At 41.3% G+C, this 13,834-nt stretch carries 16 protein-coding genes and 1 pseudogene; 13 read left to right on the forward strand and 4 right to left on the reverse strand.

Annotated elements, in window-relative coordinates; translation table 11 throughout:
* The first annotated feature begins 30 nt into the window (after nt 1-30).
* Nucleotides 31-1,341, forward strand: a complete 1,311-nt coding sequence (locus DVH26_RS10375; RefSeq protein WP_239633615.1) for an ABC transporter substrate-binding protein — start codon at nt 31-33, stop codon at nt 1,339-1,341.
* 190 nt (nt 1,342-1,531) lie between these two features.
* Here DVH26_RS10375 and DVH26_RS37260 read toward each other — a convergent pair whose 3' ends face one another.
* A complete protein-coding gene (locus DVH26_RS37260) occupies nt 1,532-1,684 on the reverse strand; it encodes a Ger(x)C family spore germination C-terminal domain-containing protein (protein ID WP_481857586.1) in 153 nt (50 codons plus the stop codon).
* Between the two features lie 261 nt (nt 1,685-1,945).
* On the opposite strand from DVH26_RS37260, the gene DVH26_RS10380 reads away from it, so the two are divergent.
* The 4 genes from DVH26_RS10380 (at nt 1,946) to DVH26_RS10390 (ending at nt 5,321) form a co-directional block, all read left to right on the forward strand.
* Nucleotides 1,946-2,506 (forward strand): hypothetical protein, encoded by a 561-nt coding sequence (locus tag DVH26_RS10380; RefSeq protein WP_239633616.1) that lies wholly within the window; start codon nt 1,946-1,948, stop codon nt 2,504-2,506.
* A gap of 720 nt (nt 2,507-3,226) precedes the next feature.
* The gene (locus DVH26_RS10385; protein ID WP_239633617.1) at nt 3,227-3,616 is read left to right on the forward strand and encodes a hypothetical protein; all 390 of its coding nucleotides are present in this window, start codon (nt 3,227-3,229) and stop codon (nt 3,614-3,616) included.
* A gap of 103 nt (nt 3,617-3,719) precedes the next feature.
* Nucleotides 3,720-3,950 (forward strand): NUDIX domain-containing protein, encoded by a 231-nt coding sequence (locus DVH26_RS37265; RefSeq protein ID WP_481857601.1) that lies wholly within the window; start codon nt 3,720-3,722, stop codon nt 3,948-3,950.
* A 384-nt stretch (nt 3,951-4,334) separates the two neighbouring features.
* Entirely contained in the window at nt 4,335-5,321 is a 987-nt protein-coding gene (locus DVH26_RS10390) for a P-loop NTPase family protein (RefSeq protein ID WP_239633618.1), read from the forward strand.
* Between the two features lie 157 nt (nt 5,322-5,478).
* On the opposite strand, the gene DVH26_RS10395 is transcribed toward DVH26_RS10390, so the two are convergent.
* Together DVH26_RS10395 and DVH26_RS10400 are read right to left on the reverse strand one after the other, a co-directional pair.
* Nucleotides 5,479-6,345 carry an IS3 family transposase gene (locus tag DVH26_RS10395; RefSeq protein WP_239625072.1) on the reverse strand — a complete coding sequence of 289 codons (867 nt, stop codon included), beginning with the start codon at nt 6,343-6,345 and terminating at the stop codon, nt 5,479-5,481.
* Complete coding sequence (locus tag DVH26_RS10400) at nt 6,342-6,638, reverse strand: helix-turn-helix domain-containing protein (RefSeq protein ID WP_239624353.1); 297 nt, start codon at nt 6,636-6,638, stop codon at nt 6,342-6,344. Before DVH26_RS10400 ends, DVH26_RS10395 begins: the two co-directional genes overlap by 4 nt.
* Before the next feature lie 132 nt (nt 6,639-6,770).
* Between DVH26_RS10400 and DVH26_RS10405 the strand changes: the two genes are divergently transcribed.
* The 5 genes and pseudogenes from DVH26_RS10405 to DVH26_RS37270 all read left to right on the forward strand — a co-directional run bounded on the left by DVH26_RS10405 (nt 6,771) and on the right by DVH26_RS37270 (nt 10,133).
* Entirely contained in the window at nt 6,771-7,412 is a 642-nt protein-coding gene (locus tag DVH26_RS10405; RefSeq protein ID WP_239633619.1) for a TetR/AcrR family transcriptional regulator, read from the forward strand.
* A 656-nt stretch (nt 7,413-8,068) separates the two neighbouring features.
* Nucleotides 8,069-8,671: pseudogene (locus DVH26_RS10410) on the forward strand (FGGY-family carbohydrate kinase); the annotation flags it as partial.
* Between the two features lie 79 nt (nt 8,672-8,750).
* The gene (locus tag DVH26_RS10415; RefSeq protein WP_239633620.1) at nt 8,751-9,104 is read left to right on the forward strand and encodes a hypothetical protein; all 354 of its coding nucleotides are present in this window, start codon (nt 8,751-8,753) and stop codon (nt 9,102-9,104) included.
* Between the two features lie 40 nt (nt 9,105-9,144).
* Nucleotides 9,145-9,744 carry an S-layer homology domain-containing protein gene (locus DVH26_RS10420; protein ID WP_239633621.1) on the forward strand — a complete coding sequence of 200 codons (600 nt, stop codon included), beginning with the start codon at nt 9,145-9,147 and terminating at the stop codon, nt 9,742-9,744.
* A gap of 206 nt (nt 9,745-9,950) precedes the next feature.
* Nucleotides 9,951-10,133, forward strand: a complete 183-nt coding sequence (locus tag DVH26_RS37270) for an NUDIX hydrolase (RefSeq protein ID WP_481857602.1) — start codon at nt 9,951-9,953, stop codon at nt 10,131-10,133.
* A gap of 382 nt (nt 10,134-10,515) precedes the next feature.
* Here the strand turns inward: DVH26_RS37270 and DVH26_RS10425 are convergent, their stop codons facing one another.
* Complete coding sequence (locus DVH26_RS10425) at nt 10,516-11,385, reverse strand: imm11 family protein (protein WP_239633622.1); 870 nt, start codon at nt 11,383-11,385, stop codon at nt 10,516-10,518.
* A 456-nt stretch (nt 11,386-11,841) separates the two neighbouring features.
* Here DVH26_RS10425 and DVH26_RS10430 point away from each other — a divergent pair, with 456 nt between their 5' ends.
* From DVH26_RS10430 to DVH26_RS10440, 3 genes are all read left to right on the forward strand, one after another.
* Nucleotides 11,842-12,450, forward strand: coding sequence for a hypothetical protein (locus DVH26_RS10430; protein ID WP_239633623.1), 609 nt, complete (start codon nt 11,842-11,844; stop codon nt 12,448-12,450).
* A gap of 206 nt (nt 12,451-12,656) precedes the next feature.
* Nucleotides 12,657-13,166, forward strand: a complete 510-nt coding sequence (locus DVH26_RS10435) for a hypothetical protein (RefSeq protein ID WP_239633624.1) — start codon at nt 12,657-12,659, stop codon at nt 13,164-13,166.
* 39 nt (nt 13,167-13,205) lie between these two features.
* Complete coding sequence (locus DVH26_RS10440) at nt 13,206-13,823, forward strand: DUF3995 domain-containing protein (protein WP_239633625.1); 618 nt, start codon at nt 13,206-13,208, stop codon at nt 13,821-13,823.
* Nucleotides 13,824-13,834: the final 11 nt, after the last annotated feature.

The following is a 13,834-nucleotide window of genomic DNA, read 5'->3' on the forward strand; positions in this document are numbered from 1 at the left end:
CTTCAACAATAATGAATGGGGGAAAAAGAGATGGGAATGAAACGAATGGCCGCACTTTCACTATTATTGTTTGCAACAGCCTGCAGCAGCGGAAATGACGGCAAAGCGTCCGGTGAGAACAACGCCGGTGAAGAGAACGCTCCGCCTCAGGTTTCGACCGAGCCTGTCACGATCAAATTCGGATTGAGCATGGGATGGCTTGGACCTGGCGAGTTCCAGAAATACGTTGAAGAGCCAGTGAAAAAGCGCTATCCGTATATTACGATCGAGCCTATCGATTTGTCCAAGCCGGAAAACGGTTTCGATAAACTGATGGCCGCCGGCAACATACCGGATTTGGTGATGACCGCTTCACCGATCATTTACCGGTTTGTTGGAACCGGAATGGAAGATAATATCGAACCGCTGATCAAAAAATTCAATTTTGATCTTTCCCGGTTGGACCCGATCGCCGTTGAATCGGTGAAGTCGGCAAGCCGGCAAAATAACTTAATCGGTCTTCCATGGACGATGCACTTCAGCGGTCTCTATTATAATAAAGATATCTTCGACAAATTCGGTGTTCCATATCCGAAGGACGGCATGACTTGGGAGGATGCCCGAGAGCTGGCCAAGCAAGTGACGCGCATGGAGAGCGGTGTGCAGTATCGGGGCTTGGAGCCGGATAAATCGACCCGAGTGGCTTCCGTACTGTCATACGGCTTTATCGATCCGGTAACGGAGAAGCCGACCGTGAATAATGATAACTGGAAAAAAATATTTGAATTACTGAAAAGCATTTACGACATTCCGGGAAACAATACCCCCCGTTTGGCCGGTGCTGGTATTGATCAGTTTAAGAAACAACAGACGCTCGCTATGCTCGCTTCAAATAATAACCTGCCGAATTTAAAGGATGCGCAGGATTTAAATTGGGATTTGGCCCAGTATCCGTCATTCAAAGAAAGCCCCAACACCGGCATGCAGGTGGATGAGTGGATTCTTCACGTCACGGCGCAGAGCAAATACAAAGATCAAGCGTTTCAAGTCATTTCCACGATTCTATCCGAGGAGGTGCAAACGGAAGCAGCCCGCAACGCAAGGCTGCCGGTATTGAAGATAAGTAACATAGAGCAGGAGTTCGGTAAAAACCTGCCATACTTGCAAGGCAAGAATTTGAAAGCAGCCTTCAAAACCAATCCAGCGAAAGCGCTTCCTGTGAGTAAATACGATTCGTTCGCGGAAGAATATATAACTCGCGCCATCGAACCGGTCGTCAGAGGGGAGAAGGATATTAACACGACACTAAGGGAAGCGGAAGAACAAATATCGAAAAATATTGAAACAAACCGGCAAAAATAATTGTCAATTTTGTGTGAAAGCGGTTACAAAAATGCGGCTTCATTAACGCGTTAACGGAGAGTACGATCATGTTCAAAAAGAAAGGGCCATCCGGCAAAGGATGGCTTTTAACTATTAATCTATGCAACTGGCTTTGATTTGAATTGATGGAATCCTGTAGATCTGGACTAAAATCTCAGTGCCTGAACATTCACTTTTCAAACATTCCAAAATCCTTTATGCGAACCTTCACATGGCATTTGACTTCGACATCTTGGTATACCTCATGCCAGTTTAAGCTCTTCCATTGTTTGTATCGAAGGGTGCTTCTTACATACTTCCCAATCCCCAAGCTATCAATCATTTCCTCTGCTTAACCCCTCGACTATATTTAGAATACGTACTTCATTGTCCTAACGGGTACGTTAACTCAATATAACAACTAAGACGCGGCTGCCGATCTATATTGGCAGCCGCGTTATGCTATATGGAAGGATTAATCAACATTTCCATCGAATAGGAAGGAGAATAGAAAAGTGGGAGGCGAAAGGAACTGAAAAGGGAAAGATTTGAAGGGATTGACGTCGAGAACCTCAATATTGTTGACAAAGATGGAAACATAAAAATGACACTTTTTAATAAAGAAAACATCCCTCCAGCAATGATGGACGGTGAGGATATTTTGCCCGGACATAGAAAAGATTGGCCGATTTCTGGAATTTTGTTTTATAACGGCGAAGGTGACGAATGCGGTGGATTGATATTCGGGAGTGAGAAAGATGAAAATGGTCATTACAAGTCTTCTGCTTCACTAACTTTTGACCAATATAAGCAAGATGAAGTTGTCACAATGTCTTACTATAATGAGAACGGAGTAATGACTTATGGATTCAAAATAAAGGATAGACCACAAGTTCCACTATCTGAGCAATTAAAAAAACTACAAGAAATCAATGAATCAAATAAAGATAATGAAACAAAAAAGAAAGAGATTGATGCACTATGGGAAGGAAGTACACAACGAGCATTTATGGGAAAAAATGAAAATGGGGAAGTTACGGTTTGTTTGATGGACAGTAAAGGAAAACAACGGATAAGAATGCTAGTGGATAAAAATGATAATCCTATAATGGAATTTCTGGACGGAAAAGGAAATGTTACATATAAGCTACCTCCTGAATTGTAAGGTCGTAGCGGATTGAACTTACGGGTACAATAACGTAATAAATCGCGGCTGCCGGAAGGCAGCTGCGTTGCGCTAACAGGCATAATGACAATAGTACGAAATTCCATATTATTAAAGTGAGGGGGGGTATTCATGGGAGATACGATTAATGAAAAACTGACGTTGCTAAAAAGTTTTAACCAAGAAGAAGGTGGAATCATCGACTTCAATTGGTGTGGTGATTTGTTATATCCATAATTATAAGCATTTCAATGATCCCAACCCTAACTACAAATCGGGTTCATTAATCGCATTCTGGGGACTGTTAATTGAATGGGATGATGGCAGCGGATTCCCATTTTATAGAGGTATGGAGAAATACGATTGCCACCATTTTGATAAGTACTTGGAAGAATATCTGAAGTATACTTCAAACATACATCATCAGTACCCTAGCATTTTTTTGGTAATTAATGAACTATTGATGAACTTGGACAACAGGTATGGATTTGAAGGTATTTTCCCAAACATAGCTGAACGTTTGTTTCAATCTATGAGAAAAATGCTATCTCAGAAATCCGGCGAAACAGAGAGGGATGTTTATCATAATGCTTTAAAGGAAGCAGGTATCTTGTTGAACTAACGGGTACGATAGCGCCATGACAAACAGGCTGGTTAGTTTGGTGGCTGTCTTGAATATATGGTAACAATTCCCGGGAACTTTTTTAGGAGGCAAACCAAATGGGGGTTAATTCAAAGGGGAAACGTAAGTTGAAGCATAACGAAAGATCGTATTATTGGTATGTTCAACAAGACGCCGAAGATTTTGGACGCATCAACCTAAAAATTGTTTCAGAGGATAAGAAGTTTATAATTTCGTATCAAGTAGGACAATCAAATAACGTTCAGACACCACATATAGTAATAGAGGGACTCGAATTTGAAGGATTAGAAGAAGATCTTAAAAGGCTGGGTTGGATAAGGGTACAAACACCTATTTGGAATGATAGCATCATTACACCAAGTCTTGTTAAGACAATATTCGAATGGTGTTTGAAGAAAAAAGATCAACTAATTTTTGTTGATTGGAAAGGGGATATAATGGAGATTGTGGTAACGAAGACTGTTTGAACTAACGGGTACGATAGCTCAATAAAAAACTAAGACGTGACTGCCGGTATAAATCGGCAGTCGCATTACGCTAACGGGCAGGCTATGACTCCGTGGAGGTACAATTGAAGCTCATGAATCTTTAACAGCGGCTGTACAAAGAGAATTCCTTGAGGAAGCTGGAATCAACGTACAGATTAAAGAGAATGCTGGTGTTAGTGATTATTTAATTCCTTATGAACTACCCAAAAGAGGTACTTCCATATTCATCATATTGCCGTCTTTTATTTGGTTCAAATTATCGGTGGTATGCTTGCAAGGACTACTGAAAAGTTCGAAGGACAAGATTCACTAGGTGCATTATGGGTACCGATTAAAGAAATTAGCGCTGATAATTCTTCCCCTCTTGTTCTTCAGGCGATTGAATGGGTAATAACGTGAAAATTATCCGTTGGAGTCCAACGTTTGGATAATTGGGTCGTGTTAAAGTAACAACTCATTAAGCTAAAGGGTACGATAGCTCAATACAAGCATCATGGGGCCGCCGCGGAATTAACCCGGCGGCCTCATTAAGCTATTCGGCAGATTAGGAATAAAAATTTAGATGGATTTTGCTTGAAGCTCTGTTTTAACGAAGGAGATTGACCAGAATTCACACTTTGATATATTATTGTAACGAGGTTGTTTTAGCACTCGATACGCACGAGTGCTAAAACAAGTGCAATTTGGAGGTGTACTATTGAAAAATACCAAATTGATTATGATCGAAGGTATTCCTGGTTCGGGGAAATCTACGACCGCACAGCTTATATCGCATATGCTACACCGTAAGGGTATCGGTCATAAATGGTGGTACGAAGAAGAGAAAGGACACCCTATTTATATTTACGATGACTATAATACAATGCAGACAATCGTTGCTGATTTATCTAATGGAGATTACGAAAAAATTATAGACATAGCTCTAAAGAGATGGTGTGAATTTGTTGCGTCTGTCCAGTCTTCTTCTGATGTTATTATTGTTGATAGTTGCCTTTTTGGGTATTTAACCTGGAGTCTATTTCCATTCGAAGTCTCGAAACAGAAGATTATGGATTACGTCAAAGCTGTAGAACGAATTATTATGCCATTGAACCCATACATAGTTTATTTTTATCAAACTGATATTGGAGCAGCTCTCGAAAAAATATGTACCCGTAGAGGTGAGGACACCGAGAATAATTTCATTCGTGCAGCTACTCAATCTCCTTACGGAAAAACCCGAAGGTTGAACGGTTTCGGGGGCATGGTAACGTATTGGAGAGATTACCGCAATATAACGGATGGAGCTTTTCAAGGCTTGACTTGTCATAAAATCGCCATCGACAACTCTGAAGGAAATTGGTCCGAGTATGGTCGTAAGATATTGGAGTTCTTAGGAATCGATGAATCCGATGAAGTTCCGTTGGTTCAACAAAGTCTACAGCGATTAGTTGGAACTTATGGAGCGGAGTTGGAGGGGAGTCCAGATTGTTTGATTCAAATCGAATCAGGAAACCTAATCGCAGATGGACTTCCACAAGTATGGACAAGATCAATTCTAATTCCTAAATCATCATATGTGTTTGATATTCAGTCATTACCATTTCAAGTAAGATTCGTAGAAGATGATATTTTACGAATGTACCTAACCGGACCAACGTTATTGGGTGGTCCAGTTGATTATAAATTCGCCAAGAAAACTTAACTAAAGGGATACGTTCAGCGATCCAGGAGCAGTTTGCCGTCGTGGCAGCTGCTCCTTCTGTCGTTAAGCTAAAGGGCAGGTTAGTTGTATAAAGGGGGTTAAAAACCATTTAGACCATATTGGTCAAGACCCCAAATAGCGGACATTGAAAAAAGCCCTAGGCTGCATGCTGACGTCGGTACTCTATCGGCGTCAGCTTGTTTAGCTTTCTTTGCGCTCTTTCTTCGTTATAAAAATGAATGAATTCTTCTATTCGCCTTTGTGCTTCCTCGATGTTTCGGATATCATAAGGATAGAGGGCTTCCACTTTCAAATGTGAAAAGAAGCTCTCCATTGAGGCATTATCATAACAATTGCCTCGCCTGGACATGCTGATTTGGGCGCCAACCTTTGGCAGCATGTCGTGGTATGCATGAGACGTGTACTGGCTTCCCTGATCGCTGTGAACGATCAGTCCAGTCACGTCTTTATGCGTTTCAAATGCCTTCGTAAACGTCTCTAATACAAGAGGATTGTCATTACGGTTGCTCATATGGTAGGCTACAATTTCCCCATTCCAAAGGTCCTTGATTGCGGATAAGTAAATGCGATCATCAAATACTCGATATTGCGTCACATCCGTTACCCATTTTTGATTCGGTTCTGTCGCATTAAAATCTCTCTGCAGTAGATTCTCCGCGATCCTTCCATCAGATTTAGCTGCTTCACGCGTCGAACGATGAACATATTTGCGACGAATGATTGCCTGAATCTCTAAATCTCGCATAAGCCGTAGTACCTTCTTATGGTTCACACACAGGCTGTACTGTCGGTACAATTCGTCCTGTATCCGCCGATATCCAACCGTCTTCTTACGTTGATCATAAATAGCAAGAATCTTCTCCTTTAAATCAGCGTCAGGAGCTGCGTATTTGCGTTTCAAGTAGGCGTAGTAGCTGCTCCTAGCGACATTAAGCATGCTGCACAGCTCCACGACTGGATAATGCCCAGCGGCAGCTTCAATGATTCTATACTTTCCGTTCACACCCCCTGTTTCCAAATTTGCAAACACTTTTTTAGAACGTCATTCTCCCGTTTGAGCTTCGCTACATACCGATCTTGATCTAAGTACTCCTCACGACGTCCTCGTTGATCCAGGAGTCCAAACTCACCTAATTGCTTATACCTCCGCATCCACTTCTTGACCCGATCTTTGTCATGAATCTCTAAATGCTCCGTAATCTGCCGATACGACCACTTCTCCTCCATATGAAGGCGAATAGCTTCTTTCTTCAATTCCTCTGAATACGTTTTAAACTTCTGACCTCTTACTGCCATAAAAAATACACCCCCTAGAATTCATCGGATTAACCTAGGGGTTTTTCCAATGTCTATTCTAAGGGGTGCACTTTATATTCACCTAAATGGTTTTTTTTTTGATTTTTTGTACGACTGTACTAAAATAAAAACATGAGTAAAAAAAATGATCCATCTAACCAAAAAAAAATGTCATTCATCGAAAAAGCCCGTAGAGCTCAAATTGTGGAATGTGCGATTGAGACAATCGCAGAAGTAGGTTTCACTCAAGCCTCTTTAGGAGAGATTGCAAAACGTGCGAAAATCAGTAAGGGGGTTATTTCTTACCACTTTGAAAATAAAGAGGAATTATTGGAGCAAATAACTATCGAATACTATATAGCTTGGCAATCATACATTGCTCCGCGAATAGAAGCCCAAAAATCTCCTAAAGAAATGCTTCGAGTATACATTGAATCCAATCTTGCATTTGTAGCTGAAAATCGGAAGCATGTTTTCGCTGTTATAGAATTGGTTTCTAAAACGATAACTGCTAATGGTAAACTTCAGTTTGCGGCAGAACACGATGAAGCCGTATTAGTTCCAATTGAAAATATTCTCACCCAAGGAATGCAAGAAGGGATATTTCGGGAATTTACCAAATCATCGGCAAGGGTAATGGCGTTAACAATAAGAAACGCCATTGACGGGTTCACCATGGAATTAATGAGAAAGCCCCATTTAGATGTTCAGGAATATACGAGAGAACTGGTTACAATCTTCGATATATCAACTAGAAAGCAGGGGGTCACTTAGGAGGGCGGATAACAATGTTTTACTATGAGGTACTTTGTTTTAGTTGTAAAAAAACATTCAAAGCAAACGAAGGTTCGCTAAAATATAAGCAAGCAAAGGAAAGAAAGGTTAAGTATTTTTGTTGCGAAGAATGCGCTGATAAAATACGCATTGAAGCTATATTGAGTTTTATGAACAGGATAAATCGTTTTTAATTTTTGATTTTCTCAACGATTATCGTCAAATATTGCACTAAAACGCCGCGGCAACAATTAAACCGAGCAACTCCGTCTTTACGAATTTTTCTTATGAGAATTAAGCTAACGGGTACAATAGCGTAATACAGACACGGGGGGCAGCCGGCCAAGAAGATCGGCTGCCTTTTTCACTTAGCTGGGTGGCTATCTGAGTTTCCGCAAAAAAGCTCAAAAAGGCCCGGCCGTCTCAAAAGCTGACGTCGGACCTTTAAGTTTATGCTTGGCAAGATATCTAGCAGTTAAGAATCCGACAGATTGTTGTTAAGATTCGTCTCATCTTTGTGCAAATGTACTTAAAGCAGATCCGCCACAGATGTGTGTGTCGGTGTCGGTTGACAAGACTTATTGGAAGAAAAGCCCCCCTCTCCGGCTTCTTTAACTGTTCTAGTAATTGGAGTTGCCCAAAATCTGCTCAAGAAAGGAGACTGCATCAAATGGGTCAGAGATAGCTTGGGGCTTTTTTCCATGTTTGAGGAAATGGACAAGCTACTCCAGCGTGTGAGTTAAAACGAAGGGGTGTATCTGGTTCCGGCATTTGTCGGGCTTGGAGCTCCCTATTGGGATCCGGACGCTAGAGCGGCTATTTAAGGTATGAATCGCGGAACGACCAAAGCGCATATTGTCCGTGCTGCATTGGAGAGCATTGCATATCAGGTGGTAGGAGCAGTGGAGTTGATGCAATCCGTTTCCGGTATCGCGCTTCACCAACTCCGGACGGATGGAGGAGCTTCAGAAAATCCTTTATTAATGCAGTTTCAAGCAGATCTTTTAAACCAACGTGTAGTAAAATCCAATGTGGCGGAGCTCTCGGCAATAGGCTCTGCTTATATGGGTGGTTTGGGAGTGGGGCTGTGGGACTTCGCTGGATGAGATCGCCTCTCTGGATAGCACTTATAATACTTATCTGCCACTATGAATTCCGCAAAGAGAGAACAGTATATGGGGGGATGGAAACAAGCGGTAGCTTCTGTGCTGGCAGGATCCATGCGGGCGGGGGCACAGCAACGGTTCGTATCCGTATGAGGAGCATATATGTTCATAGTGAATGTGATCGCTCTATAAATTGATATTGAGTAAAAATAAAAAAAAGCGGCCGCCCAAAGTGTGGAAAGTCGCCAGTTGGCACGATGGAACAATTCGAGTAAATAGAGCGGAGGAAAACAACAGGATCAGCCTGCAGCCGGGAGAAACAAGACAGGGAACGATTTCATTTGACCACTCTCAAATATTACGGAATCCAGATACCCTCTTTAGAATGCTCGGCCTCGGGGGCAAAAATGAAGACTACCTGCTGGAGATTAAAACCCTATACGCCTATCAAGTGGCGGTCAATTTGGCGTTGTTCATTCCGGGGCTGCAGGATTTGCTAGATAAGAACAACCTCAAAGCCGATGATATCAGCTTTAAGATCACCTTAACCGACAAGACCGGAACGCGATCATGCAATCGGCTCTGACAAGCAGTTTGCCAAATGGTAGAGCCATAAGATGGCGGTTATGATCGATAGATCGTTTGCTCTTGTTTCTGGTAAACGAAATTTGTCGAGCCACTCGCTTGCGGCGTTCGCCGATCGCAAATCGATCTCTTCCTGGACGCAGTATGCAGTCGCCGGAGCGGCGGAGACGGGAATTATCGCCGGTATGGACGGCGGACGTTTTGAGCCACAGCAGTCTGCAACCCGGGCCCAAGCTAGCGGCACGGCAGGAGGAACGGGCAGGATAGTTAAATCGATTCGTGAATACATCTTAATCAAATGTTTTCAAAGTATTGGAACCTTAGGAGAACACCAAATGAAGAAGTCAGTAACGATTCTCTTTTTAGCCATGATTCCGAGTGTTGTAACCATGTTTTTATTAGTCGAATTCTTCCCTTATACAGGTCTTGGAAGAATTGTGAGCATTCCTGCAACAGTATTTCTTAATATTACTTTTTTTATATTGCTTCTAATATTCACACGTAATTTCAAATCGAGGTCATTCAAATGTTTATTGTGGATTGCAGCCATATTATTAAGCATATTATTGGCGGTTGTCTTACATCCCCAGGAATATTTGCCGAGCGTTATAACGCAACTTTGGGAACTGATGGTTTCATAACACATCCATCGTATTAATCTATTAAACTAACGGGTACTATAGTTGAAGGGATTGCTACACGGCAACTCCTCTTTTGTTTATTAAAGTAACTGGAGTTATCTTCAATAACATAATGTTATGTTGTATAATTATGGAAATGCATATTGAGGTGAGGTATTATGGGTAATAGAAGCTGTGCAGCAATTATAAGCAACGATTCAGTTCTTATGGTTCGCCAAACATATAAAGGTGAGACCTTTTGGACATTACCTGGTGGGAGAATCGAGCAATCGGAAACGCCAGAAGAATGTGCAATTAGGGAGACTTTTGAAGAGACGGGATTAGAAATCGAGCTTACCAAAAAAGTCTGCGAATTGTTCAATGAGAGGATAAATGGTAATTATCATTGATACTTAGGTGAAATCATTGGTGGGAACGCTCGATTAGGTTCGGACCCTGAGTTATCAGATGACGCCCAGGAACTACAGGAATTAAAATGGATGCCCATCAAAGAGATGCAAGGGCATCCTGAGGTTAAAAGGTTACTACCTTATTTGTAGCTTTATAGAAGCTGAGTTCATTGAACTAACGAGTACGATATTATAATAAGCAACTAAGACACGGCTGCCGGCATAGATCGGCAGCCGTGTTACGCTAACGGGTACGATTATTTAATAAACTAATGGCAGCCTAGGAATTTTTTTTATTCCACGACTGCCACTGTTTAATAATTGTATATACTAAAAACATATTTTTATGTACGGAGGACGGAAATTAAGAAGGTGCTGTCGTTCAAAACCTTAAGAATTTTGATAATAGGGGCATCCGTTTCTTTTCTTTTATCCCCCAAGTTAGACTCAATATGACTGGTGGATAGTATAATGGTGTAATCCAATCATACTCCCCGTCGATTTTTAAAGTGCCTAATAAAATTTCGCCTTGTTTATCTGCTTTAATAGACCACTTTCCGGAGTACACCAGTTTACCAACATTTTTTGTTACGTAATCTTGAGCAGTGTTGAAATCAAATGTCTGTGATAGAGACAAATCGATCTGCTGACACATCCGTTCATATTTCTCCTCTGCCTGTCTCCACGAAACTTCGGAGTCCCAGATATCAATGAACTGAAATCCTTGAATAGATCCTCTTAATACCTGCATTAATTGGTCGGATACATAAACATAGGACAATAATGTATTTCGATTAGGTAATTTCATTCTAAACATTGGTTGATTCAAAAGATTTTCTTCAACCAATGATAAGGAGTATTCATCATACTCGGCTATATCATCTTTGATATACCTTATGATTTTGGAATTGATTGGATCAATGCAATCCAAGATGTTCAGTACATGAAGAAGATAGTATTTCTCTTCCGAGAAATCTGTTCTAAGCGGCAAGAACTCAATATTGTCAATATTATGTCGAAGCAATATTTCTTTGGTTGCACTACTAACAGCCAAAGCACCATTAAACCTACCTAATATGTCGGATGGTCTGCCTTTATCAACAATTTTTACGTTCACGGCTGACCATTCTTTAGCAAGAGGCTGCTTTTGGGAAAGCAAGTCATTTACTTTTCTATAGTCTTCATAATCATTAAAGTCCAAAGAATTAAATGAAGGATGATAGTCTAGTAACCAAATTTTCAGGTAGATCACTCCTAAGCTTAAAATTATAATTATTGATAGGACTAGTAATAAAGCCTACAATGTACGTTAAACCAACAACTAACAAAGGCTTAAAGAAATAGTTATAATTCCTTGTATGTGCATGTGGTACGCATCTATATTCCAATAATATACATATTCTTAGGAGTTTACAACAACGGGCTGCCCTGCCTAAATTTCTATGGGGAGGTAAACAGATATCTATTCAATAGGGTTCAAGAGTAATGGGTTATGCAGAAATAATCAAGATTCTCAATCATATATATTAAAAGATGACTGAACTAACGGGTACGATAACTCAATAATTATCATCATGACAAAGCTGCTGTGTTGAACGGCAGCTTTATTGCTAGTGACGGGCAGTATTTATTTAATAATTGGAATGCAACATTTAATATCTATTTTTAGTCAAATATTTATAACGAACGATATAAAGAGGTTCCGCAAATGGATAAACTAAAAAAAATTATTATTCCTGTTGTATTTATTGGAGTGTTAATCTTAAGTGGGTGTTCGAAGGATAACGTAGAGAAAAACACTCAGGCACCGGCAGACCCAGCACAAGTTAAAAACAACAATAAACCATCGTATCTTTCTCCGACAAATACTCAAAGTCCAAGTCAATCTGTGAAACTAGAGGCCATAAAATATACGAATGAACAGTTAACACAAATATCAGAACTTGTGGAAAAAGAAGGCCTAGAGAATGTTTACCTGCCTAAATTAGCCGTTGAAGATAATCCACTTACCAATTTGGAAGTTCGGGATAATAAACTTATTCTTCAATACAAATACATGACGTTAGAACAACGCAAGAAGATTTGGGATGAGGTTAAGGATGAACAAATTAAGAAAGTCACGTTAGCTAATGGGGTAACTGGAGAATGGATTAATGGTAAGGACTATTTACCAAAAAACAGATTCTTTAGATTCCAAATGAACGGAATGTATTTCATCCTGGATGATTACAGAAATTTGTCGGAAGAACAAGTACAAATAATTGCTGAATCGTTTGTTTCTCTTGATAAACTGAAAAACAATTTTTTATTAAACTAAAAGGTTCGATAGTGTGGAGCTGCCGCGAGGTCAGCTCTTCTTTGATGTTATTGAAGTAACTGGCAGTTTAATGTGAAAGTTGCCATCTGTGATTTTAATTAGACCGAACATCAGGGCAAAGTTAGGCTGAAGTTGAACTTCCGTTTACCTCCTGTTTACCTGCATTTCGTAAAATAAGGAAACGATAGAACTGGAGGTGATTGGCCATGACCAAGAAGAGAACATGGTGGTTGTCAAAGAAATGGGGATTTGCAGCATCTGTTGCCTTACTTCCATACGCGGTAATAAAGACGCTTTGGGCGAATGGAGTCGTCATTCTCGTTTCGGAGGAAGGAATCGCGGAACTGCACGCCTCTATGAAAAGCGCAGATCCGGTTAGCGCATTTCTATACGCCAAGGGCATCGACATAACCGCTGTGTTGGCTCTCATCGCTTCTACTCTTGCGGTTGCTCTGGTCCAAGATTGGGGACACAGGATCCCGCGCTGGATGCTTCTCGTACCGGCGGGCTTGGGCGGAACATTCTTTATAAGTATCTGCCTCGCAACCTTCTACAAACTGACTGTCGGCACCATTCGCTTGACTGATATGCCGGAGTTTGACCCCTGGGTGCTGCTCCCTGTTTACGGAGGATTTATCGCTTGGGGAATTACGATCAGCATGTCAGCCTTGTCTTATCGGATTAGAACGGGCCGTTACACCCGTTCGGACTTGTAACGGCTTTTTAAAAATGGATTGAAAGAGGTGGCCTGGAATATGAGCAAAATCAACATAAAGGTTTGGCCCAGCTACGTTGGGTGCTTCTGGGCGGTTATCTATGCGGTTTTCGTTCGATTCTATCAAGCTGCGGGCGGATCGATCGGGCTGCCGGGCAGACTCGCCGAACCCGAAGGTTTTCAAATGGCAAGTTATATCGCCGGTGTCGTAGTCATGATCGCCGGCTTCTACTTGTTAGGACTCGTTAAGCCATGGGGGAGAACCGTTCCGTCATGGATGCCGTTGATTAGTGGAAAAGACGTCCATCCTCTTCTCTTATTGGTCCCCATGCTCATTGGCTGCGCCTTCGCGATTGCTCACGGAGTCAGTGGGATCGTCACCAAAATCCTCCATCTGGCAGGGATCATTACCATCCAAATCTCCGGCTGGATCGAGCTTGATGTCCGTAGATTAGTTCTATGGGATCTTCTAGTTTACGAGCCGTGGTTTATCGTCATGGGCATACTGGCGGGTATGGCGGCATGGAACTATGCGAAAGAAACCACATTTTTGCACCCTTTCCTGCGGCGATCTGCTATCCTTTATGTATGCCTGATTATATTGCTCACGGCGTTATTTGTTAGTGCGATTATATTCGATTTCCAAATTTTGAACTGAAATAAGGAGAT

The organism is Paenibacillus sp. H1-7 (genome assembly GCF_022354825.1).
Taxonomy (GTDB): Bacteria; Bacillota; Bacilli; order Paenibacillales; family NBRC-103111; genus Paenibacillus_S.

Excerpts from the sequence above, each read along its gene's own strand:
- DVH26_RS10405 (WP_239633619.1), top strand. The coding sequence starts at position 6,771 with ATGAGTAAAAAAAATGATCCATCTAACCAAAAAAAAATGTCATTCATC.
- DVH26_RS37270 (WP_481857602.1), top strand. The coding sequence starts at position 9,951 with ATGGTTCGCCAAACATATAAAGGTGAGACCTTTTGGACATTACCTGGT.
- DVH26_RS10380 (WP_239633616.1), top strand. The coding sequence starts at position 1,946 with ATGACACTTTTTAATAAAGAAAACATCCCTCCAGCAATGATGGACGGT.
- DVH26_RS10430 (WP_239633623.1), top strand. The coding sequence starts at position 11,842 with ATGGATAAACTAAAAAAAATTATTATTCCTGTTGTATTTATTGGAGTG.
- DVH26_RS10400 (WP_239624353.1), bottom strand. The coding sequence starts at position 6,638 with ATGGCAGTAAGAGGTCAGAAGTTTAAAACGTATTCAGAGGAATTGAAG.
- DVH26_RS10420 (WP_239633621.1), top strand. The coding sequence starts at position 9,145 with ATGATCGATAGATCGTTTGCTCTTGTTTCTGGTAAACGAAATTTGTCG.
- DVH26_RS10435 (WP_239633624.1), top strand. The coding sequence starts at position 12,657 with ATGACCAAGAAGAGAACATGGTGGTTGTCAAAGAAATGGGGATTTGCA.
- DVH26_RS10440 (WP_239633625.1), top strand. The coding sequence starts at position 13,206 with ATGAGCAAAATCAACATAAAGGTTTGGCCCAGCTACGTTGGGTGCTTC.
- DVH26_RS10375 (WP_239633615.1), top strand. The coding sequence starts at position 31 with ATGGGAATGAAACGAATGGCCGCACTTTCACTATTATTGTTTGCAACA.
- DVH26_RS37260 (WP_481857586.1), bottom strand. The coding sequence starts at position 1,684 with ATGATTGATAGCTTGGGGATTGGGAAGTATGTAAGAAGCACCCTTCGA.
- DVH26_RS10385 (WP_239633617.1), top strand. The coding sequence starts at position 3,227 with ATGGGGGTTAATTCAAAGGGGAAACGTAAGTTGAAGCATAACGAAAGA.